This window comes from Kribbella pratensis (assembly GCF_004366075.1).
In the GTDB taxonomy this organism is placed as follows: domain Bacteria; phylum Actinomycetota; class Actinomycetes; order Propionibacteriales; family Kribbellaceae; genus Kribbella; species Kribbella pratensis.
On sequence record NZ_SODU01000001.1, the window covers coordinates 2,943,162 to 2,962,581 of the forward strand.

The following is a 19,420-nucleotide window of genomic DNA, read 5'->3' on the forward strand; positions in this document are numbered from 1 at the left end:
GCCCGAAAGTTCCCAGGTGGTCCTCAGGAACCGCGCAGAGCGTCACTGAGCGCTGGCGACAGGTCACCGCCGCCGGCCACCCGGACCTGGTCCAGCCCGAGCCATCCGGCCAGCTGGACGAGCTCCGCGGCCAGCTCCTCGGCGGTCTCCACGGGCGCCTTCGGCTCCGCGTGCGCCGCCTGGACGAGCAGCACACCGCCGGGGCGGTCGGCCTTGAGGTCGACCCGGGCGACCAGCCGGTCCCCGAGCAGGAAGGGCAGCACGTAGTACCCGTGGATGCGTTTCTCCGCCGGGACGTAGATCTCGATCCGGTACCGGAAGTCGAAGAGGACCTCGGTCCGGGTGCGCTCGAACACCAGCGAGTCGAACGGGCTGACCAGAGCCCGCGTGTTCACCCGGCGCGGCAGCCGCGCGTCGCGATGCAGGTACGCCGGGCGTTTCCAGCCGTCGATCCGGACCGGGAGCAGCTCGCCGTCCTCGACCAGCTCGGAGATCGCCTGCTGTGTCGGCGCGGGCGCGGTCCGGAAGTAGTCCCGCAGGCACTGCGCGGTAGCCACCCCGTGGGCCCGGGCCGCGATCGACACCAGCCCGCGGTGCGCCTCGTCGAGCGTCGGGGTCGGCGTCTCGACGACCGCGCTGGGCAGCACCCTTTCCGGTAGGTCGTACAGCCGCTCGAACTGCTGGTTGCGGCGGGCGACCGTGATCTCGCCCGCGAAGAACAGGAACTCGAGGGCGCGCTTGACGTCGGACCAGTTCCAGCCCCAGTTGTCCCTGGCCCGCTCGACGTCGTCGTCGATCTCGCGGGCGGTCAGCGGACCGTGGTTCCGGACGTCGGAAAGCACCTGCTTGAGCAGGTCCGGCCGCTCCTTCGCGATCGATCGCGGCCCGCCCCACGCCTCGGTCGTTGCCCGGGCCATCCGCCAGCGCATCAACGGGTGCGTCTCGACCGGGATCAGTGACGCCTCGTGGGCCCAGTACTCCACCAGACGGCGCGGGGCCTTCCCGGACGCGCGGTCCAGCAACTCACGCGGGTACGGACCGAGCCGCGAGTAGAGCGGCAGGTACTGCGTTCTGCTCAGCACATTGACCGAGTCGATCTGGATCAGCCCGATGCGACCCAGTACCCGGGTCAGGGCCCGCATGTCGGGGACGCCCTTGGGCCGCGGGTCCGTGAAGCCCTGCGCCGCAAGCGCCACCCGCCGCGCCTGAGCCGTCGACAGCACCTCTGTAGTCACGCCTCGAATTCTGCCTGGCCCCACCGACAAGAACCGTGGGGTCATAACTCGGGAGTTACCGAAAGTGGGAGGTGCGCTACAGATGGTGTTCGGGAGAGCCTGCGAGGGAGGCCGTCCGCCCGTGCGGCCCCTATCACCCTGGAGTGAGGCATGACAGGAAACAAGCATGTGGTCCGCGCTGCCCTCGCGGCCGGCGTACTGACCGCGGCGTCCCTCGGTGCGGTGGCCGTAGCAGGCTCCGCATCGGCCGCGCAGTCGCCCGACGGACCCAAGACCCGGATCGTCGGCGGAACCATCGCCCACACCGCCGACACCCCCTGGGCCATCCAGCTCTCGAACAGCGGCTCTCCCGACCCGACCCTCGAGTGGTGCGGCTCGACCCTGGTGGCGGCGAACAAGATCGTCACCGCGGCCCACTGCGCCCAGGAGGCCGCGTCCACCTACACCGCCATCCAAGGTCGCGACGACCTGGCCGACAAGTCCACCGGCAAGGAATCGAAGATCACCAGCATCTGGGTGGACCCGGAGTACGGCAAGTCGCCGGCGCACGACGTCGCCGTGATGACGCTGGCGACGCCGTTCGAGGGTGTCGACACGCTGGCGCTCGAGACCGACAAGGCGGCCGACGCGGCCGGAGCGGCCTCGATCGTCTACGGCTGGGGCGAGACCGAGGGCACCGGCCCGGCGGACACCTTCCAGAAGGTCGACGTACCGGTGCTCGGCGACGCGTACTGCGGGAAGGCGTACGCGAGCGAGGGCTACACCGCCGACGGCGAGATCTGCGCCGGCTACGAGGAAGGCGGCAAGGACTCCTGCCAGGGCGACTCCGGTGGCCCGCTGGTCCTGAACGGCCGCCTGTTCGGCGTCGTGTCGTGGGGCGTCGGCTGCGCGGACGCCGGCAAGCCGGGCGTGTACGCCGAGGTCGCGACGTACGCCGCCGAACTACAGCAGCAGATCGACAGCTGACGTACCGCGGGACAGCGAAGGGGCCGGGCGAGTTGCCCGGCCCCTTCGTCGTGCACCTCCTGAGGTCTCAGACGGCCAGCCGGATCACGCCGTAGTCGTAGCCGCGACGGCGGTACACGACGCTGGGCTGGTTCTCGTCGGCATCGACGAACAGGTAGAAGTCGTGCCCGACCAGTTCGAGCTCGTAGAGCGCCTGGTCCAGGGTCATCGGCTTGGCGGTGTGGGTCTTCTCGCGCATCACCAGCGGTCCGTCGCCGGTGACCAGGAGAGATCCGTACTTGTGCGTCGCCACCTCGTCCTCGGCGACTGGTTCCTCCACTACAGGTGCGGTGCCGTTCACCGGCTGCTTCGCGTTCACGTGCCGCAGGCCTTCCGGCGCACGCTCACCACGGTGCACCCGACGCCGGTCGGCCGCCTTGCGGACCTGGGACCGGAGCCGGTCCAGGCAGACGTCGAACGCCGCCTGCTTGGTCTCCCCGCACGCCTCTGCGCGGACCACCGGACCCTTGGTGTACATGGTGAGCTCGACACGCATCGCCCGATCGTGCTGTCGCGGGTTCTTTTCCTGGCTGACTTCCACTTCGCACCGCAGTACCCGGTGATCGACCTTCTCGATCCGTTCGAGTTTTTCCTCGACGTACTGCCGGAAGCGGTCACTGACCTCGCAGTGATGACCCTTGACAACGACGTCCACGGAAACCTCCATCGATCGGCGACTTCTTTTACGTGTTCGGACCCCCGTGCTCGTGGTGACGGTGCCCGAAACGAGAACACCCGCTGTCGAACCCGTCGGACCCGGTGGCGAGGAATCCGGCTGATCCGGTCCTCCACCACTCCACTGCCCGACAAGCCCTAGCGGGTGTCATAAGCCAACGCTAGTCGGCTTCGGCGAAAACCGGTAGGGAAGTTCTCATGAACCAGACGTCCGGTGCCGGGCGGTCGCCGCGAGCAGCGCACAGCCGACGACCTGGATTCCCCCGGATTCCAAGGCGCGGCAGGCCTCGGTGAGCGTGGATCCGGTGGTGATCACGTCGTCGACCAGCAGGACCGGTTGATCGATCAGCGTTTCAGCCCAGCGCGAACGCAGTCCGAAGGCCCCGTCCAGGTTCGCGGTACGGCGTTCCGCGGACAGTCCGGCCTGGTCGTCGGGGCGTCCCACGACCCGCAGCGCGGCGGCCGGCCGGGCGTCGATTCCCTGTCTGCGCAGGGATCTGACGGCAGCCTTCGTAATCCGCCCGAGCGGATCGTGCCCGCGCTTGCGGACCGTTGCCCGCGGCGACGGCACCGGACAGATCCACGCCGCCCGCCGCTGGTCGAGGGCCGCCCGTACGACGGTCGCCAGCAGCTCGCCGAGTGGCCTGGCAAGGGCGTACCGCGCGTGCTCCTTGTGCGCGAGGATCAAGTTACGGAGCTCCCCGGCGTACGGCGCGGCGGCGGTCGGGGGCGCGAGACCGGGCGGACTCGGGTCGGGCCATGCACGGAACGGAGTCAGTTCGGTCAGTAGCCGACGGCAACCACCACAGAGAGTGACGCCAGGCTGCGTGCACCCCGCGCACCGCCCGCCCAGCACCAGGTCCACGAACCCGTCCCACCCGCGCACCACCTCACGGTCCACGACGCGCTCCGGCCCCCGCAACCGCGGGAGCCGGAGCCTGTGGACAAACGGGTCAGCCGGGGTAGGTGGGCTTGATGGTGGCCTCGCTGTCGTCGTCGTTCATGGACACCCACCCGAGGTCCTTGCTGAGCCAGTGGATGTGGCCGGCGTCGTCCTGGATCACCGGCAGTGTGTCCTTGTGCGTGTTCGACGCGACGTGTTCGGGGACGAAGCCCGGTGCCGAGCCGGGCAGCAGTTGCAGGCTGGACCCGTCGGTGCTGACCAGCCAGGGCTGTGGCGCGGCCTTGTCGGTCCCGATCACGATGATGCCCTGCTTGTCCCAGGCCGCGTCGGTGATGTTGGTCAGCTGCAGCCGCAGCGGCTGGAACTCCCCCAGCATCATCTGCTTGCCGCCGTTCGTGGTCTGGACGGTCGCCGTCTCGACATAGTTCTGCTTGGCGGCTGCACTGTGCATCACCAGGAGCGCCCGGACTCCGTCCGGCGCCATCCGCAGGGCTACCGGAGTGTCGCCCGCGAAGTCGATCGCGACCGGGCTGAGGCGCCCGTCGTCGTGGCGGACGCGCAGCCGCGGGTGGTCGCTGTCGGCCCTGTCCAGGATCCACAGATTGTCCTGGCCGTCGAAGCTCGGCGACAAGGTTTTCCCATCGACCGGGATCTCGGACGGCTTGCCGGGGTTGTCGGGCGGGTCCAGCTTCCCGTAGACGACACGGCGACCGTCGGCGGTGACGATCGCCCCGGCGTCACCGGCCAGCGTGACCGCGAACGACTGTGCCTTGTGGAGCGCCAACGGGCCCGAGTTCAGCGGCTGGGCGGAGATCTCCGACGCCCCGTCCAGTCCGACGATCCGCTGCGGCTTCTGCCCGAGCAGACCGTACAGCTTGGTCATTGCATCGGCTGTTGCCTGCGGGTCGTACGCGCTGAAGTTGCCGAACGGCAGGACCTCCGGCTCGTCCGGAAGCAGCGGTGCACCGCCGACGGTGATCTTGGCCCGGAGGTTGAGCTGGTTCAGCGTCCAGACGATCTGCGCCGCCAGCAGCCTCCGGTCCTGGTCCCTGAGCGAACCGGCGATGTCGTTCAGTGCCACGGTGGCCACGCCGAGGTCCACGGGGACCGACACCTGGACCTCGGTGCCGGGTGGCGCGATGGAGACCACGCCGTTGCCCAGCCGGCTCGTCGGGCCCTTCAGCAGCTCCTGGATGAGCTGCGTTGCGGCCTGGCCGGACGGGAGGTTCTGCGGCAGCCAGACCTGGTCGGGCACCAGCAGGTTCCTGGACTGGTTGAAGAAGTACAGGTCCCGGGGAGCGAGTTTCAGGTCGACCTGGTTGCTGCCCAGGAACGCGCCGGGAGGCGCTTTGGCGACGCGGAGCTGCCCGTCGACCTTCTTCAGCTTGAAGAAGAAGTCGGCCTTCTCGTTCGGGCCTGCCGGGGTCCACTCGCCGCGCGCGCCGATGGTGGCGATCTTCTGGGCGGTCAGCTGGATCCCGTCGCCCTTCCGGATCAATGACTCGGGAGTCTGGTCGTACACCACCGTCTGCGACTCCGGCTTCCATGCCCCCGCGGCCTCCGGAGTCATGTACTGCCGCGCCACGTCGTAGGCCTGGGAGTCCGACATGGCTTCCAGGAAGCCGCTGACGATCTGCATGTCACCGATGTTCGCCCGCGGTGGCTTGGCCTCGACGCCGACGCCGCCCAGGTCGGGCGCGAGGCCCTGCCGCTCGCCGTTGCGGATGGTGCCCTTGGTCGGCACGGTCGCGCAGCCGCCGAGCAGCGCCACGGCCAGCACGAACCCGAGCAGTCTGCGTCTCACCGCTCCTCACCGCCGCTCAGCTTCTGGTAGGGCGCGCCGACATCGACGAGCTCCGTGACGACCCGGGTCGCGTCGGGCGGGCGCGGCGGCAGCGGCGAGCCGGTGAGGGCCACGTCCGGACGGCGCGGCAGCGTCAGCCGGAAGTACGCGCCGTCGCCCGGCGAGCCCCACGCGTCCAGGCGGCCGCCGTGCAGCCGGGCGTCCTCGAGCGCGATCGACAGGCCGAGGCCGGTACCACCCGTGGTCCGGGCCCGGGCCGGGTCGGCCCGCCAGAACCGGCTGAACACCATCTCCGCCTCCTCGGGCCGGAACCCGACCCCGTGGTCGCGGACGGCCACCGCGGCGGCATCGTCGTCGTACGCCGTGCTGATCCGGATCGGCAGGCCCTCGCTGTGCTCGATCGCGTTGCCGATCAGGTTGCGCAGGATCCGCTCGATCCGGCGGGAGTCGACCTTCGCCCTGCACGGCCGCGGCATGTCCAGCTCGACCGGGCAGCCCTTGCGCTCCAGCAGGGTCTCGTGGTTCTCCAGGACCCGGTTGACGATGTCGCGCAGGTCGACGTCCTCCAGGTCCAGGGCGGCCGCTCCGGCGTCGAACCGGCTGATCTCCAGCAGGTCGGCGAGCAGTTCCTCGAACCGGTTGAGCTCGTTCTGCAGCAGCTCCACCGAGCGCCGGCTGATCGGGTCGAACTGGTCACGGGTCTCGTGCAGCAGGTCGGCGGCCATCCGGACCGTGGTCAGGGGCGTGCGCAGCTCGTGGGACACGTCCGACACGAACCGGCGCTGCAGCCGTGACAGCTCCTCCAGCCGGCGGATCTGCCGCTGCAGGTTCGAGGCCATCTTGTTGAACGACACGGCCAGGCGCGCCAGGTCATCGGTGCCGCGGACCTGCATCCGCTCCTCGAGCTTGCCGGCCGCCAGCCGCTCAGCGATCCGTCGTGCCATCCGCACCGGGGTCACGACCTGCCGGGTGACCAGCCAGGCCACCGCACCGAGCAGGACGATCAGCAACAGACCTGCGGTGAACAGAGCCCGCTGCACGACGTCCAGCGTCTCCTGCTGCGCAGTGAGCGGGAACAGGAAGTAGATCGCGTACTTGTCGCCGGTGGAGTCGATCCGGATCTGCGAACCGATGACGAGCCCCGGGACGCTGGGGCTCTCCCGGTAGTTGATCAGTGTGTACGTGTCCCACAACTTGGAGCCGTCACTCACCACAGAGGAGGCCAGCGGCTGCGGGATCGAGTTGCTGTCGACCAGTCCCGTGTAGCGGATCGCGTTGGACGCCGCTTGGTCGGTCGGCACCAGCAGGACGTCGTACAGGCCCGGGCGGTTGGAGCCGAGGACCAGCTTGGACAGCTCCTGGTTGACGGTGTTGCGGTTGGCGGCGTCGATCGTCACGGACAGCTGCTGGAGCTGCGCGCGGACCTCGGCCTGCGCGCTCTGCCGCCGGGACTCCAGGACACCGTCGGTGACCTGGCTCATCATCACCCAGCCGACCAGGATCAGGACCAGCGTCGACATCAACAGGGTGCCGGTGACGATCCGGGCCTGGATGGACCGCCGCCAGATGTCCGGCCAGTGCTTGGGGTGGGTCCGCCACAGCGGCTGCGGCTGGGCAGACCAGTCCACCGCGGCGACGGTCAGTTCCAGTTCCGTCCCGCGGGACTCGGGCGCCTCCTGCTCGGGCGGTGCCGTCGGCTGCGCGCCCTGGTGGTCGGCGATCTGTCCGGTGTGTACCTCGGTGCCGGGGTCCACACCGGAGTCGTCGGCGGCAGCCTGCGACTCTTGGCCGCGTCCGTACTCGATCAGTCCGCACCCGCCTTGTATCCGACACCGCGGACCGTGACCACGATCTCCGGGTGCTCAGGGTCCTTCTCGATCTTGGAGCGCAGTCGCTGGACGTGCACGTTCACCAGCCGGGTGTCGGCGGCGTGCCGGTAGCCCCAGACCTGCTCCAGCAGCACCTCGCGGGTGAACACCTGCCAGGGCTTCGACGCCAGGCAGACCAGCAGGTCGAACTCCAGCGGCGTCAGCTGGATCGTCTCGCCGGCCCGCTTCACCGAGTGGCCGGCGACGTCGATGGTGAGGTCGCCGATGGTCAGCGACTCCGGACCGGGCTCGTCCATCCGGCGCAGCCGGGCCCGGATCCGGGCCACCAGCTCCTTCGGCTTGAACGGCTTGACCACGTAGTCGTCGGCGCCCGACTCCAGCCCGAGCACCACGTCGACGGTGTCGCTCTTGGCGGTCAGCATCACGATCGGCACGCCGGACTCGGCCCGGATCGCCCGGCAGACGTCGATCCCGTCCATCCCGGGCAGCATCAGGTCGAGCAGCAGCAGATCCGGCTTGAACTCCCGGAACGCCGGTACCGCCTTGTCACCGGTTGCGACCAGATACGTGTCGTAGCCCTCGTTGCGCAGCACGATGCTGAGCATCTCCGACAACGCTGTGTCGTCGTCGACGATGAGGATGCGGCCCCGCATCGTCCGGTTACCGTCTGCCACGCCCTTAGCTCCTTGCCGTCCGCTGCCGACCGATTCGACTGCTCGGGGTGCGCCCGGCGGGTACCAGGCCGTACGCACTACGGATAGTGTCCCATTCCCGCGGTACTGCACACGCCGGATCGCCGTATGACCCCGAGTTGGGCTGTGATCATCCGGGATCATGGTGCACCGCGGGGGTTCACCACAACTCACGTGCCCACTGGTACGACGGTTCACCGGGACATTCATCGGGAGAGGAGGTACGCAGTGGCCGACCAGAGTATGCGCCTGCACGACGACGTGGCGACCGAGCCGCTGCGGCCGTGGCTGCCGGCGGATCTGCTCGACAACGCCGCCCGGACCATCTCCGACAACAAGACCATCATGCTGGGCCTGCCGGTGCTGGCCGGGATCGCCCTGGTCGCGGTGCAGGCCGTTCTGACCGAGGTCGCCGTACCTGGTGGGCTCGGTGGGTTCTTCGGGGCGGAGGATCCGTTCGGGCAGGCGGGTGCGGCTCTTTTGCTCACGTACGGCGTACAGGTGGTGCTGTTCTCGGTGGTGTCGAGCATGCTGGCCGGCATCATCGCGCTGGCCGCGGTGCGGAGTCAGCTCGCCCACCGGGCCGGTCCGCGCGAGCTGATGCGGCTGGTGCGACCTGCGCTCCCTGCACTCGCCGCCGTCGGTCTGGTGCAGTCCCTGTCGTTCATGCTGCTGATCGGCGGCTGGGGGCTCGCAGTGCTCGGCATCGGTGCCGGAGCGGATGCCGCGGTCTCCTCCGAGGCAGCCGGGGCTGCTGCGCTGGCGATGATGTTCGTCGGCGGCGTCCTGGTGCTGATCTTCGGCGTCCGCCTGGTGCTTGCGGGGACCGTGGTGCTGATGGAGGGCCGGCACGCACCGGACATCGGCCTCTACATCCCGGTCCGAGTGGGCGTCTGGGGTGCGCTGCGGCGGTCCTGGCAGCTCGTGAAGGGCAAGTTCTGGCGGGTGTTCGGGATTCTGCTGTTCGGCGGGCTGGTGGTGAACATCATCGGTTACGCGCTGCAGTTCGGGGTCAGCGCGCTGATCCTCACCGTCGGCTCGTGGGCCGATCTGAGTGACAGCACCGGGGCCGTGGTGGTGACGATCGCGCTGGCCGTGGCAGCGGGGATCGCGACGCTCATGACGCTGATCGCGAGCCTGGCGTTCATGTCCGCCGTACAGGCCCTGATCTACCTCGACCTCCGGGTCCGGCGGGAAGGTCTCGACCTGTGGATGCGGCAGGCCCTGCGGTTCGAGGAGACGGTGTGAGCTTCTTCCCGCTGGAGCCGCCGGTCGACATCGACCGGGACCAGGCTGCCCAGGAGGCGGCCAAGGAGCTGTCCAAGTCCGCGTACCGGGACTCCGGCTCGCTGATCGAGAGGGCCATCCGCAAGGTGGTGGACTGGATCGGAGACCTGCTGGACAGCCTCACCGGCTCGTCGCCCAACGGCCACGCCGGTCTGACCATGCTGATCGGTCTGCTGGTCCTTGTGGTGGTCGTGGTGCTCTGGCGGTCCGGCGTACTACGGACCAGCCGGAGGACGAAGACCCAGGCTGTTTTCGACACCACACGGCCGCAGAGCGCCGCGGAGTACCGCGCACTCGCGGAGCGGGAGGCCGCGTCGGGTGACTTCGCGTTGGCGATCCGTAGCCGTTTCCGGGCGTGCGTAGCGGAGCTGACCGAGCGGACCGTGCTGGACGAGCGGGCCGGACGTACGGCGTACGAAGTGGTCGCTGATGCGTCGCGAGCGGCGCCCATACTGCGTGACCCGCTGCAGCCGGCCGCATTGGTGTTCACGGAGGTTGTCTATGGCAACCGCCCGGGAACACCGGAGCGGTACGCCGTTGTGGTGGCTGCTGACGACGCTGCGCGAACTGCGCGGGTGGCTGCATGAGCACGCCGGTCGGGCGGAGTGTTGGCGAGAGCTGGCGTGCGTTGCGGGTACCGCTGCTCGTCACTGGATTCATTGTGCTGGCCGCGATCGTTGTCCTGATCGCTACGTCCGCACGGACGTCAGGACAGTTCAGCCCGGACTCCACCGAGTCGACCGGGGCACGGGCGCTGGCAGCGTTGCTGGAGGACCACAACGTCGACGTACACGGCACGGAGTCGCTCAACGACGCCGTACAGGCAGGAGGCGGCAGTGCGCTCCTCATCGGGCCAGGTGGCTCGCTGGACGACGGAGACTGGCGGCGGATCGCGCAGGCGCAGTGGAGCCACGTCATCCTGATCCGGCCCGGCAGACGCGCTCTGGAGGCTCTGGCGCCTGGTGTGCAGCCCACGGGCACCTCGTTGGCCAGCCGCAGCCGTCAGCCCGGCTGTGAGCTTCCAGCTGCGGTCAAGGCGGGCACGGTCACCGTCAACGGACCGACGTACTCCGCTCCCGAGGGAGCGACCACCTGTTACGGCGACGGCGTCAACAACACCGTGGTCCGGCTGGAGGTCGGCGACCGGCTCGTCGACGTGATCGGTACGCCGGGGTCGTTCATGAACACCCGGCTCGCTGAGGACGGCAACGCAGCGTTGGCGCTCAACCTGCTGGGCACGCACCGGGATCTGACCTGGTACCTGCCGCAGTGGGAGTCGGACTACCCCGACTCCAGTGGCGAGGGCAGCGCACAGCTGATTCCGCCTGATGTCCGCTACATCGCCTGGGCGCTGGCGTTCGCCGTACTGGTGGTAGCGATCTGGCGTGGGCGGCGGCTCGGCCCCGTGGTGGCAGAGCAGCTGCCGGTGATCGTGCACGCGGCCGAGACCACTGAGGGCAGGGCGCGGCTCTACCGACGCTCACGGGCCCGCGACCGCGCCGCGTCGGCATTGCGCGAGTCAGCGCTCGGCCAACTGCAGGAAGCGCATGGCATTCCGCGGCGGGCCGATCCGTCGGCTGTGGTCGCGACTGTCGCCGCACGGACCGGCCGGGACCCAGCCATGCTGTACGAGCTGCTCTACGGCCTGCCGCCGCTCACTGACGCCGCTCTGATGTCCTTGTCCCAGGAACTCGACGTACTGACGCAGGAGGTACGACACCCGTGACGACTACCGAGGTCACCGCGGACCAGGCCCGGCAGGCGCTGGTCGCGCTCCGGACCGAGATCGGCAAGGCGGTGGTCGGCCAGGACACTGCTGTGACCGCACTGGTGCTCGCGCTGCTCTGCCGCGGACACGTGCTGCTGGAAGGCGTCCCCGGTACGGCGAAGACGCTGATGGTCCGGGCACTGTCGACAGCGATGCGGCTGAACACCAAACGTGTGCAGTTCACCCCCGACCTAATGCCGGGTGATGTGACCGGGTCACTGGTGTACGACGCGAAGACGAGCGAGTTCGAGTTCCGGCCGGGACCTGTGTTCACGAACATCCTGCTGGCGGACGAGATCAACCGGACGCCGCCGAAGACACAGGCGGCGTTGCTGGAGGCAATGGAGGAGCGGCAGGTCACTGTGGACGGCGAGCCGCGCAAGCTGCCGGTGCCGTTCGTCGTGGCCGCTACCCAGAACCCGGTGGAGTACGAGGGCACGTACCCGCTGCCCGAGGCGCAGCTGGACCGGTTCCTGCTGAAGGTGACGCTGGACATCCCGCCGCGCGACGCGGAGATCGCCGTACTCGCCCGGCACGCGCAGGGCTTCGATCCGCGGGACCTGGAGGCGGCTGGGTTGCGCCCGGTGGCCGGCCCGGAGGACTTGCTGGCCGGACAGAACGCCGTACGCCGGGTTGCGGTCCGGGAGGACGTCCTGGCGTACGTCGTCGACCTGTGCCGCGCCACCCGCCAGTCGCCTTCGCTGCAACTGGGCGTGTCCCCACGTGGCGCCACGGCGTTGCTGGCGGTCTCCCGTGCGTGGGCATGGCTGTCGGGCCGCGACTACGTCATTCCGGACGATGTGAAGGCGATGGCGCGTCCTTGCCTTCGGCATCGAGTACAGGTGCGGCCGGAGGCTGAGCTGGAGGGTGTCAGCGCGGACGCGGTGCTGGAGAGCGTGCTCGCGACGGTGCCGGTGCCACGCTGATGGTCCTGACTGGCCGAGCCGGCATCCTGGCCGCAGCCGGAGTGGTGTTCGTCGCTCTGGTGATGCCGTCGTGGGCCGGTGTCGGTGTGGTCGTTGCTGCGGTGCTGGTGGTGTGTCTGGTCGACATACTGCTGGCGGGATCGCCGCGTCGGCTGCAGTTCAGCCGGGAAGGCGACAACGCCGTACGGCTCGGTGAGCAGGCCATGGTGAATCTCCTGATCACCAACCCGGGACGGCGAGTGCGCGGGCTGCTGCGGGACGCGTGGCCGCCTTCAGCCGGCGTACTGGATCCGCCGCACAAGCTGGATCTGCCGTCCGGCGAGCGGCGTCGCCTGACCACACACCTGCTCCCGACGCGCAGAGGTGACCGGCACGCGTTCCGGGTGACTGTGCGATCCATTGGCCCGTTGGGGTTCGCCGGACGCCAGGGGTCGCATCAGGTCGCCTGGACGGTGCGGGCGCTGCCGCCGTTCAAGAGCCGGAAGCACCTGCCGTCCCGGCTGGCCCGGTTGCGGGAGCTTGACGGACGTACGGCGTTGCTGGTGCGTGGGCAGGGGACGGAATTCGACTCGCTGCGGGACTACGTGCCCGGTGACGACGTACGGAGCATCGACTGGCGCGCGACGGCGCGGCGCGGGAACGTCGTACTGCGGACCTGGCGACCGGAGCGGGACCGGCAGGTCGTGATCGTGATCGACTCCGGACGGCTGTCCGCGGGCCGCGTCGGCGACGCGCCACGGCTCGACCATGCGATGGACGCGGCGCTGCTGCTGGCCGCCTTGGCCACACGGGCTGGGGACCGCGTGTCATTGCTGGCCTGCGATTCCGCGGTGCGTGCCGACGTACGGCGTCCTGCTCCGGAGGACGTGCTGCCGTCCTTCGTGAACGCTTTGGCGAACGTCGAGGCCGAGCTCGTGCAGACCGACTTCCGCATCGTCGTGTCACAGGTGCTGGAGCGGTTGCGGCAACGCTCCCTCGTCGTCCTCCTCACGGGCCTCGACCCGGCCGTGATCGAGGAGTCCCTGCTGCCCGTCATCGGCCCGCTGCTGCGACGGCACGTCGTACTGCTGGCGTCCGTGGCCGACCCGCGCCTGACCGAGCTCGAGGCCGCCCGCGGAGACCTCCTGGACGTGTACGGCGCTGCCTCGGCCGCCCGCACGCGCCTGGACCGGGACCGCCTGACCGCCACCCTCACGCGAGCCGGCGCCACCGTCGTCGACGAACCCCCGGACCACATCGCCCCCGCACTCGCGGACACATATCTCGCGTTGAAGAAGGCTGGGCGTCTCTAGGCCAGTGCCGCCTCGAAGATGTCGCGGTTGGCGGTGGTGAAGGCGTGCTCACGGTGGGACCAGGCGATGCGCTCGGCAGCTTCCGGACAGGGTCTCTGCGTCCAGAAGTCGACGTTCTGGATCAGGCGGGACAGGACGGCCGGGATCAGGCCGGGACGATCTGTCGCGGGCAGGTCGTAGCCGTCGGCCAGGACGCGGACCTGGTGGGCCTGGCGGGCGGGGTCGTTGTGTTTGGACGCGATGCACCAGGTCCAGACGGCGTACCCGAGGTCTTCCAGGGGATCGCCCGGGGCGGCCAGGTCGAAGTCGATGAGGGCGGCCGGGAGATCGTCGGTAAAGACGAAGTTGGTCGGCGCGGGATCGTGGTGGCAGACGACCGGTTGGCCGGCGGTGAGCGCACTGTCGCGGGTGGCGTCGTGGAAGCGACGGAGCAGTGCGCCCGCGGCGGCGATCTGCTGGTCGGACCAGCGCTGGTACCTGGACGGCACCCAACCGTCCAGGTACGTGAGGATGTCGCGGCCGGTCTCGTCCTGACCCAGGTACTTCGGGGCGGCGGTGAAACCGCGCGCGTCCAGCAGGCGCAGGAGGTTCGCGGTGAACGCCGAGTTGTCCGAGCCGGGGCGGCGTACCGTGTCGGCGACACGAACCACCCCGGGCGTCAGACGGCCTCCGGCCAGCGGGTGCTCGGTCACGCCATCGTGGGACGGGCTTGGGCGAACGTCCAGCGGTGGCCCTCCAGGTCCTCGGCTTCGTAGCAACGGTATCCGTGCTGGTGGATGTCCGAGAGGATCTTCGCGCCGTTCTCCTGACTGTGCGCGAAATGGACATCGAGATCGTCGACGTACACCCAGACGCTGTGGTCCAGCTGCACGGTGCGCTTCTCCGTGAGCTTGAAGAGCAGGATCGCGCGGGTGCCGACCTGCAGCTCGATCCAGGACGGGTCTGTTCCCTCGGCCGGGATCTTGTCCCACGAGTCGAGGCCGAAGACCGTGTGCAGCCAGCGGGCCGCGGCGGCGGGATCCTTGTAGTACAAGGCGATCGCGAGCCGGTCCAGCTCACGCGGTGTCCGTGACGCGTGATCGCGCCGTTCGACCCAGGCCGGCAGCCAGTGGATGACGTTCGGCCAGAAGTAGAAGGCCTTCTCGCCGCCGGGGACGAGCGACTGTACGACGCTCACGCGAGTGCCGCCGTCGTACGCCTCGAAGTCGATGCGGATCTCGGTGTCGTCGACCGAACTGCGATAGGCGAACAGCACGCCCGGCGCCCAGTCGGTGATCCTGCCGAGCTCGAGGACGTCGTCGGGCGGTGCGTACACCTCGAGGATGCGACCGCCGACGCCAGGCTCGATCTGCATCGCGGTGGCGCGGGCGGCGTCGAAGAAGTTGATCGGTCCCCGCACCCACCACAGGTCGATCTCCTCGGTGAAGATCTCGAACGCAGTTGCCGGATCAACGGCAACCTCGACCGATGCGGTCGCGGACGGTTCAGTCATCGGACTTGCCCTTCTGCTCGACATGGCGTTTGAAGGAGCCCAGCTGGTCGCGCCAATGCGCCTGGACCTGGTCGAGCCAGGCTTGCACGGCCACGACGGGCTCGGGGTTGAGGCGGAAGACGCGGACCCGGGCGTCGTCCGGGACGCGCTCGTCGGCGACCAGTCCGGCCTCGAGCAGGATCCGCAGGTGCCGGCTCATCGCGGGCGACGACGCCCCGGTCGCCGCGGCTAGCTGCCCGGCCCGCTGCGGTCCTTCGCCCAGCAGTTGCACAACCTGCCGACGCGTCGGATCAGCCAGGACCTCGAAGAACCGATCCACCTGATGTTCCGCCATACCGCAATAGTTCTATCACTTGTTAACTATTGTCAATGGGTGGAAGAACCTGAGGGCTGATTGGATTGCGGTATGAGTGAGAGAGATGTCGAGAAGGACTACTCGGTCAGCGAGTTCGCCGCCAAGCTGCGGCGGTTGGCGGACGCGCTGGAGGCGGGGAAGCCGTTCCGGATCCAGGTCGCCGGTGAGCGGTTCACGGTGCCGGCGGGCGCGCGGATCAGTGTCGAGCACGAACGCGGGGAGGACGAGGAAGAGGTCGAGTTCCAACTGACCTGGGCGCTGGCCGACGCCGATCAGGGACCTGAGCAGGACGCTGAGGTCTGACTGATGTGGTGACTGGAGACATGCAATAGCAGGTCTCCAGTCACTATTTCCTGTCCCGACCCACCAGGTCGGCTACGTGACAGGAGACTTGGGGGGCGGTGGTGGCGGGGAGGACTTGCAGGGGCTGGGTCGTGCAGGCTTCGGTGCCTTTGCCCGCGGCGACGAGTTGGCAGCGGGGGTGGAAGCGGCAGCCGGTGGGGATGCGGGTCGGGTCCGGAGGTTCGCCGGTCAGGACGATGCGATTCGGGGACTCGGGGAGAACGCTCAGAAGCGCTTGCGTATAAGGGTGTTGCGGATCCTTCAGGACGTCCTCCGTGGGGCCCGACTCGACGATGCGGCCGAGGTACATGACCGCGACCCGGTCGGCGATGTTCCAGGCCAGGCCGAGGTCGTGGGTGACGACGAGCGCGGACAGCCCGAGGTCGTCGCGGAGCCGGAGCAGGAGCGAGAGGATCTCGCCACGGACCGAGGCGTCGAGGGACGCGACGGGTTCGTCGGCGATCAGCACCTTGGGGTCGAGCGCCAGGGCGCCGGCGATGACGACGCGTTGACGCTGGCCACCACTCAACTCGTGCGGAAAACGCTGGAAAAACCGTTCCGGCGGTCGCAGCCCGGCACGCGCGAGGGCGTCGGCTACCACCGCTTCCTCGTCGGGCAGACGGTGGATCCGGGGGCCTTCGGCAACCGCCTCGTAGACGGTATGGCGAGGATTCAGCGATCCCATCGGGTCCTGCAGCACGAGTTGGACCTCGCGGCGGAAGGCCCGCAGCGCGCGGCCGGAGTAGCTCAGCGGTGTTCCGTCGTACGAGATCTGGCCGGACGTGGGACGTTCCAGCCCGAGGAGCGTGCGCGCGAGCGTGGTCTTGCCGCAGCCCGACTCGCCGACGAGGGCGACGATCTCGCCGGCCCCGACGGACAGGTTCACGCCGTCGACCGCCCGCGCCCGGCGTCCGCCACGGCCGGAGAACTCCACGTGCAGATCAGTTGCCTCTAGCAAGAGTCACTCCCCTACCAGGACGCAGGCGGCGGCCCGGTCGGCCCCGGACGCCCGCAGTTGTACGTCGGAAGTCGCACACGACTCGAGTGCGACCGGGCAACGCGGGTGGAACGCACAACCACCCGGCAACTGTTGTGGGTCCGGCGGATCGCCGGGCAGCCCGCGCGGGGCGAGGCGGGACGCGGGATCGCCGACGGTCGGGAAAGCGGCCGCCAGTGCTTGACTGTACGGATGCTGGAACTGCCCGGACGAAGGGCCGACCTCGACCAGCCGCCCGGCGTACATCACGGCCAGCCGATCACACACATCCGCGAGGACCGACAGGTCGTGCGAGATCATCAGCAACGAGATGCCGTGGTCCGCGATCAACTTGCGGATCAGCGTCAGGACCTGCGCCTGCACCATCAGGTCGAGCGCGGTCGTGGGCTCGTCGGCGATGATCAGCTGCGGCTCGCACGCCAGGGCCATGGCGATCATCACTCGTTGCCGTTGGCCACCACTCAGCTCGTGCGGGTAACTCCGTGCGCGCCACGCCGGCAACCCGACCTGCGCCAGCAGTTCTCGTACTCGCTTGGACGCGTCCGCGCCAGACGCCTGCCGATGGACGAGCAGAGGTTCCGCGATCTGATCGCCGATCCGCTGCACCGGGTTCAGCCCGTGTTGCGCGCCCTGGAAAACGATCGACGCCGACGACCACCGGACAGCCCGTAGCCGGCCCCACTTCATCGCCAGCACGTCCTCGCCGTCCAGCATCACCCGCCCACCGACGACGGCGGAGCGCGGCAGCAGCCGGAGCAGCGCGAGCGCGACCGAGGACTTCCCCGATCCCGACTCCCCCGCCAGCCCGAGCGCCTCGCCGGCCGCCAGCTGCAGCGAAACTCCCCGTACGGCGGGCACGTCGGACGACTCGAGCCGGTACGTCACGGACAACTCGTCGAGCTCAAGCATGGGCACGCGTCCGCAGCCGGGGATTGAGCACAGTCTCCAAAGCCCTTCCACACAAGGTGAACGCCATCACCACCGTCACGATGCACAGACCGGGCACGAGGATGTACCACCAGGCGCCGGCGGTCGCCGCACCCCAGTCGTACGAACCGCGCAGCATCGTGCCCCACGAGGTCTTGTTCGCACTCACGCCGAGGAACGCCAGCGTCGACTCGGTGACGATCGCACTCGCGACCTCCAGCGTCGTACTTGCCAGCAGCAACGGTGCGACGTTCGGCAGCACGTGGCGCGTCGTGATGTGCCAATGGCCGGCGCCGAGCGCCAAGGAGCGTTCGATGTACGGGCGTGCCTCCACGGCTAACGTTTGCGCACGGATCAGCCGCGCCGTCGACGGCCAGGACGTCACGCCGATCGCGACAATGATCGTCGCGGTGGAACCGCCCAGGATCGCCGCCAGTACCAGCGCGGTGACCAGCGACGGGAGCACCAGGAACCAGTCGGTCACCCGCAGGATCACCGCACCGATCCAGCCCCGGAAATGCCCGGCCGCGATCCCGAGCACGGTCCCGATCACCATGCTGAGCAGTGCGGCGAGGAACCCGATCAGCAGCGAGGTCCGGGAGCCCCACCAGATCATCAGCAACACCGACCGGCCCGACTCGTCCGTCCCCAACGGATCGTCGAGACTCGGCGGCGCCATCTTCGCGCCGGTGCCGCTCACCACGTTCGTCACGCTGGAGTCGATGAAGAGCGGCGCCAGCAGTGCCAGGACTACGGCCACGGCGAGAATCACCAACCCGGCGACACCGGCCCGGTGCGTGCGGAAATCCGCCCAGAACCGTCCGATGGCGCGCCGACGGCGTACCCAGGTCACGTTGCTCATGCCGACCTCACTCGCGGATCCAGCAGGTGGTACACGACGTCCGCCAACGTGTTCATGAGGATCACCGACACCGTGATCAGCAGGAACGTGCCCTGCATCAACGTGAAGTCCGGCACCCGGATCGCTTCGTAGAACAGCTGCCCGAGCCCCGGCCAGCTGAAGATCGCCTCGACCGTCACGGCACCCCCGACCACGAACCCGATCCGCATGAACACCAGCGTCACGGTCGGCAGCAGCGCGTTCGGTACGGCGTGCTTGCGCCGTATGTCGTCGTCGCGCAAACCCTTCGCCCGCGCGGTCGTGATGTAGTCCTGCCCGACCTCGTCGATCACCGACGACCGCATCACCAGCAGGTACTGCGCGTAGACGACAGCGACCAGTGTCAGGCACGGCAGCACCATGTGCTGCGCGACATCCAGTACGCCGGCGAACCCGTCCGGCTTGTCGACGCTCGAGCTCCCGCGGGTCGGGAAGATCCCCGGAATGGGCCCGATTCCGGCCGCGAACACCATCAACAGCAGCAGCCCGAGCCAGAACGTCGGCACCGACCACAGCACCAGCGAGATGGCGGTCGACACCTTGTCGAACTTGCTGCCGGGCTTCCATCCGGCCCGTGCTCCTTGCCAGAGACCGAGGCTCACCGCGACCACCAGCGCCGTGCCGGTGAGCAGCAGCGTCGACCCGATCCGTTCGCCGATCAGGTCGAGGACGGGCCGCTTGTACTCGTACGACACCCCGAGGTCGAACCGCAGCGTCTGACCCACGAAGTGCAGGAACTGCTCGGGAATCGATTTGTCCAGCCCGAGCCGCGCGCGCTCCAGGTCCAGCTGCTCCGGCGTCATGTTCCGGCCCTGCGCGAGCGCCCGGACCGGATCGCCCGGCAGCAACCGGAACAGGAAGAACGTCGCGACGATCACCATCGCGATGCTGAGCAACGCGCCACCCGCCTTGGTCGCTGCATAACGCAACAAACCATGACGGACAGGCGTCTGCTCCAGCTCCTCGACCGCGGTGGTCATGGAGCCTCC

Annotated in this window: 20 protein-coding genes; 7 read left to right on the forward strand and 13 right to left on the reverse strand. The window is 69.0% G+C overall.

Features of this window, described 5'->3' with window-relative positions; genetic code table 11:
* Window positions 1-23 precede the first annotated feature (23 nt).
* Window positions 24-1,235, reverse strand: coding sequence for a winged helix-turn-helix domain-containing protein (locus EV137_RS14120; RefSeq protein ID WP_238175285.1), 1,212 nt, complete (start codon window positions 1,233-1,235; stop codon window positions 24-26).
* A 150-nt stretch (window positions 1,236-1,385) separates the two neighbouring features.
* Here EV137_RS14120 and EV137_RS14125 point away from each other — a divergent pair, with 150 nt between their 5' ends.
* The gene (locus tag EV137_RS14125; RefSeq protein ID WP_133997579.1) at window positions 1,386-2,201 is read left to right on the forward strand and encodes a S1 family peptidase; all 816 of its coding nucleotides are present in this window, start codon (window positions 1,386-1,388) and stop codon (window positions 2,199-2,201) included.
* Window positions 2,202-2,268: 67 nt separating this feature from the next.
* On the opposite strand, the gene hpf is transcribed toward EV137_RS14125, so the two are convergent.
* From hpf to mtrA, 5 genes are all read right to left on the reverse strand, one after another.
* Window positions 2,269-2,895, reverse strand: coding sequence for a ribosome hibernation-promoting factor, HPF/YfiA family (gene hpf / locus EV137_RS14130; RefSeq protein ID WP_202870917.1), 627 nt, complete (start codon window positions 2,893-2,895; stop codon window positions 2,269-2,271).
* 216 nt (window positions 2,896-3,111) lie between these two features.
* Window positions 3,112-3,816: a ComF family protein gene (locus tag EV137_RS14135; RefSeq protein ID WP_238175286.1), complete on the reverse strand. Its 705-nt coding sequence runs from the start codon at window positions 3,814-3,816 to the stop codon at window positions 3,112-3,114.
* A gap of 52 nt (window positions 3,817-3,868) precedes the next feature.
* A complete protein-coding gene (locus EV137_RS14140; RefSeq protein WP_134129051.1) occupies window positions 3,869-5,623 on the reverse strand; it encodes an LpqB family beta-propeller domain-containing protein in 1,755 nt (584 codons plus the stop codon).
* A complete protein-coding gene (gene mtrB / locus EV137_RS14145) occupies window positions 5,620-7,377 on the reverse strand; it encodes an MtrAB system histidine kinase MtrB (protein WP_238175287.1) in 1,758 nt (585 codons plus the stop codon). Before mtrB ends, EV137_RS14140 begins: the two co-directional genes overlap by 4 nt.
* Before the next feature lie 50 nt (window positions 7,378-7,427).
* Window positions 7,428-8,105, reverse strand: a complete 678-nt coding sequence (gene mtrA / locus EV137_RS14150) for an MtrAB system response regulator MtrA (protein WP_130445425.1) — start codon at window positions 8,103-8,105, stop codon at window positions 7,428-7,430.
* A 267-nt stretch (window positions 8,106-8,372) separates the two neighbouring features.
* Here mtrA and EV137_RS14155 point away from each other — a divergent pair, with 267 nt between their 5' ends.
* Genes EV137_RS14155 through EV137_RS14175 form a run of 5 tightly spaced genes read left to right on the forward strand, consistent with a single transcriptional unit; the run spans window position 8,373 to window position 13,417 of the window.
* Window positions 8,373-9,392 carry a glycerophosphodiester phosphodiesterase family protein gene (locus EV137_RS14155; RefSeq protein WP_238175288.1) on the forward strand — a complete coding sequence of 340 codons (1,020 nt, stop codon included), beginning with the start codon at window positions 8,373-8,375 and terminating at the stop codon, window positions 9,390-9,392.
* Window positions 9,389-10,018 (forward strand): DUF4129 domain-containing protein, encoded by a 630-nt coding sequence (locus EV137_RS14160; RefSeq protein ID WP_133997588.1) that lies wholly within the window; start codon window positions 9,389-9,391, stop codon window positions 10,016-10,018. The genes EV137_RS14155 and EV137_RS14160 overlap by 4 nt, the downstream gene beginning before the upstream one ends.
* Window positions 10,015-11,157 carry a DUF4350 domain-containing protein gene (locus EV137_RS14165; RefSeq protein ID WP_134129053.1) on the forward strand — a complete coding sequence of 381 codons (1,143 nt, stop codon included), beginning with the start codon at window positions 10,015-10,017 and terminating at the stop codon, window positions 11,155-11,157. The genes EV137_RS14160 and EV137_RS14165 overlap by 4 nt, the downstream gene beginning before the upstream one ends.
* Window positions 11,154-12,125, forward strand: a complete 972-nt coding sequence (locus tag EV137_RS14170; RefSeq protein ID WP_133997595.1) for an AAA family ATPase — start codon at window positions 11,154-11,156, stop codon at window positions 12,123-12,125. The genes EV137_RS14165 and EV137_RS14170 overlap by 4 nt, the downstream gene beginning before the upstream one ends.
* A complete protein-coding gene (locus EV137_RS14175) occupies window positions 12,125-13,417 on the forward strand; it encodes a DUF58 domain-containing protein (RefSeq protein ID WP_134129055.1) in 1,293 nt (430 codons plus the stop codon). The genes EV137_RS14170 and EV137_RS14175 overlap by 1 nt, the downstream gene beginning before the upstream one ends.
* Here the strand turns inward: EV137_RS14175 and EV137_RS14180 are convergent.
* From EV137_RS14180 to EV137_RS14190, 3 genes are read right to left on the reverse strand one after another with little or no spacing between them, the layout of a single operon-like run.
* Window positions 13,414-14,109, reverse strand: a complete 696-nt coding sequence (locus EV137_RS14180) for a phosphotransferase (RefSeq protein WP_134129057.1) — start codon at window positions 14,107-14,109, stop codon at window positions 13,414-13,416. The genes EV137_RS14175 and EV137_RS14180 overlap by 4 nt on opposite strands.
* Window positions 14,106-14,909, reverse strand: a complete 804-nt coding sequence (locus EV137_RS14185) for a VOC family protein (RefSeq protein WP_134129059.1) — start codon at window positions 14,907-14,909, stop codon at window positions 14,106-14,108. The genes EV137_RS14180 and EV137_RS14185 overlap by 4 nt, the downstream gene beginning before the upstream one ends.
* A complete protein-coding gene (locus tag EV137_RS14190; RefSeq protein ID WP_130382441.1) occupies window positions 14,902-15,243 on the reverse strand; it encodes an ArsR/SmtB family transcription factor in 342 nt (113 codons plus the stop codon). Before EV137_RS14190 ends, EV137_RS14185 begins: the two co-directional genes overlap by 8 nt.
* Window positions 15,244-15,315: 72 nt before the next feature.
* Between EV137_RS14190 and EV137_RS14195 the strand changes: the two genes are divergently transcribed.
* A complete protein-coding gene (locus EV137_RS14195; RefSeq protein WP_134129061.1) occupies window positions 15,316-15,567 on the forward strand; it encodes an amphi-Trp domain-containing protein in 252 nt (83 codons plus the stop codon).
* Window positions 15,568-15,610: 43 nt separating this feature from the next.
* Here EV137_RS14195 and EV137_RS14200 read toward each other — a convergent pair whose 3' ends face one another.
* The 4 genes from EV137_RS14200 to EV137_RS14215 all read right to left on the reverse strand — a co-directional run bounded on the left by EV137_RS14200 (window position 15,611) and on the right by EV137_RS14215 (window position 19,411).
* Window positions 15,611-16,492, reverse strand: a complete 882-nt coding sequence (locus EV137_RS14200; RefSeq protein WP_238175289.1) for an ABC transporter ATP-binding protein — start codon at window positions 16,490-16,492, stop codon at window positions 15,611-15,613.
* A gap of 75 nt (window positions 16,493-16,567) precedes the next feature.
* Window positions 16,568-17,512: an ABC transporter ATP-binding protein gene (locus EV137_RS14205; RefSeq protein ID WP_238175290.1), complete on the reverse strand. Its 945-nt coding sequence runs from the start codon at window positions 17,510-17,512 to the stop codon at window positions 16,568-16,570.
* Window positions 17,505-18,392 (reverse strand): ABC transporter permease, encoded by an 888-nt coding sequence (locus tag EV137_RS14210; protein ID WP_133997614.1) that lies wholly within the window; start codon window positions 18,390-18,392, stop codon window positions 17,505-17,507. The genes EV137_RS14205 and EV137_RS14210 overlap by 8 nt, the downstream gene beginning before the upstream one ends.
* A complete protein-coding gene (locus EV137_RS14215; protein ID WP_134129067.1) occupies window positions 18,389-19,411 on the reverse strand; it encodes an ABC transporter permease in 1,023 nt (340 codons plus the stop codon). The genes EV137_RS14210 and EV137_RS14215 overlap by 4 nt, the downstream gene beginning before the upstream one ends.
* Between the last annotated feature and the right edge of the window lie 9 nt (window positions 19,412-19,420).

Bases quoted from the DNA above. Each gene is read 5' to 3' on its own strand.
- EV137_RS14175 (WP_134129055.1), top strand. From the start codon at position 12,125: ATGGTCCTGACTGGCCGAGCCGGCATCCTGGCCGCAGCCGGAGTGGTG.
- mtrA (WP_130445425.1), bottom strand. From the start codon at position 8,105: ATGCGGGGCCGCATCCTCATCGTCGACGACGACACAGCGTTGTCGGAG.
- EV137_RS14125 (WP_133997579.1), top strand. From the start codon at position 1,386: ATGACAGGAAACAAGCATGTGGTCCGCGCTGCCCTCGCGGCCGGCGTA.
- EV137_RS14215 (WP_134129067.1), bottom strand. From the start codon at position 19,411: ATGACCACCGCGGTCGAGGAGCTGGAGCAGACGCCTGTCCGTCATGGT.
- EV137_RS14195 (WP_134129061.1), top strand. From the start codon at position 15,316: ATGAGTGAGAGAGATGTCGAGAAGGACTACTCGGTCAGCGAGTTCGCC.
- EV137_RS14205 (WP_238175290.1), bottom strand. From the start codon at position 17,512: ATGCTTGAGCTCGACGAGTTGTCCGTGACGTACCGGCTCGAGTCGTCC.
- EV137_RS14210 (WP_133997614.1), bottom strand. From the start codon at position 18,392: ATGAGCAACGTGACCTGGGTACGCCGTCGGCGCGCCATCGGACGGTTC.
- EV137_RS14165 (WP_134129053.1), top strand. From the start codon at position 10,015: ATGAGCACGCCGGTCGGGCGGAGTGTTGGCGAGAGCTGGCGTGCGTTG.
- EV137_RS14190 (WP_130382441.1), bottom strand. From the start codon at position 15,243: ATGGCGGAACATCAGGTGGATCGGTTCTTCGAGGTCCTGGCTGATCCG.
- EV137_RS14185 (WP_134129059.1), bottom strand. From the start codon at position 14,909: ATGACTGAACCGTCCGCGACCGCATCGGTCGAGGTTGCCGTTGATCCG.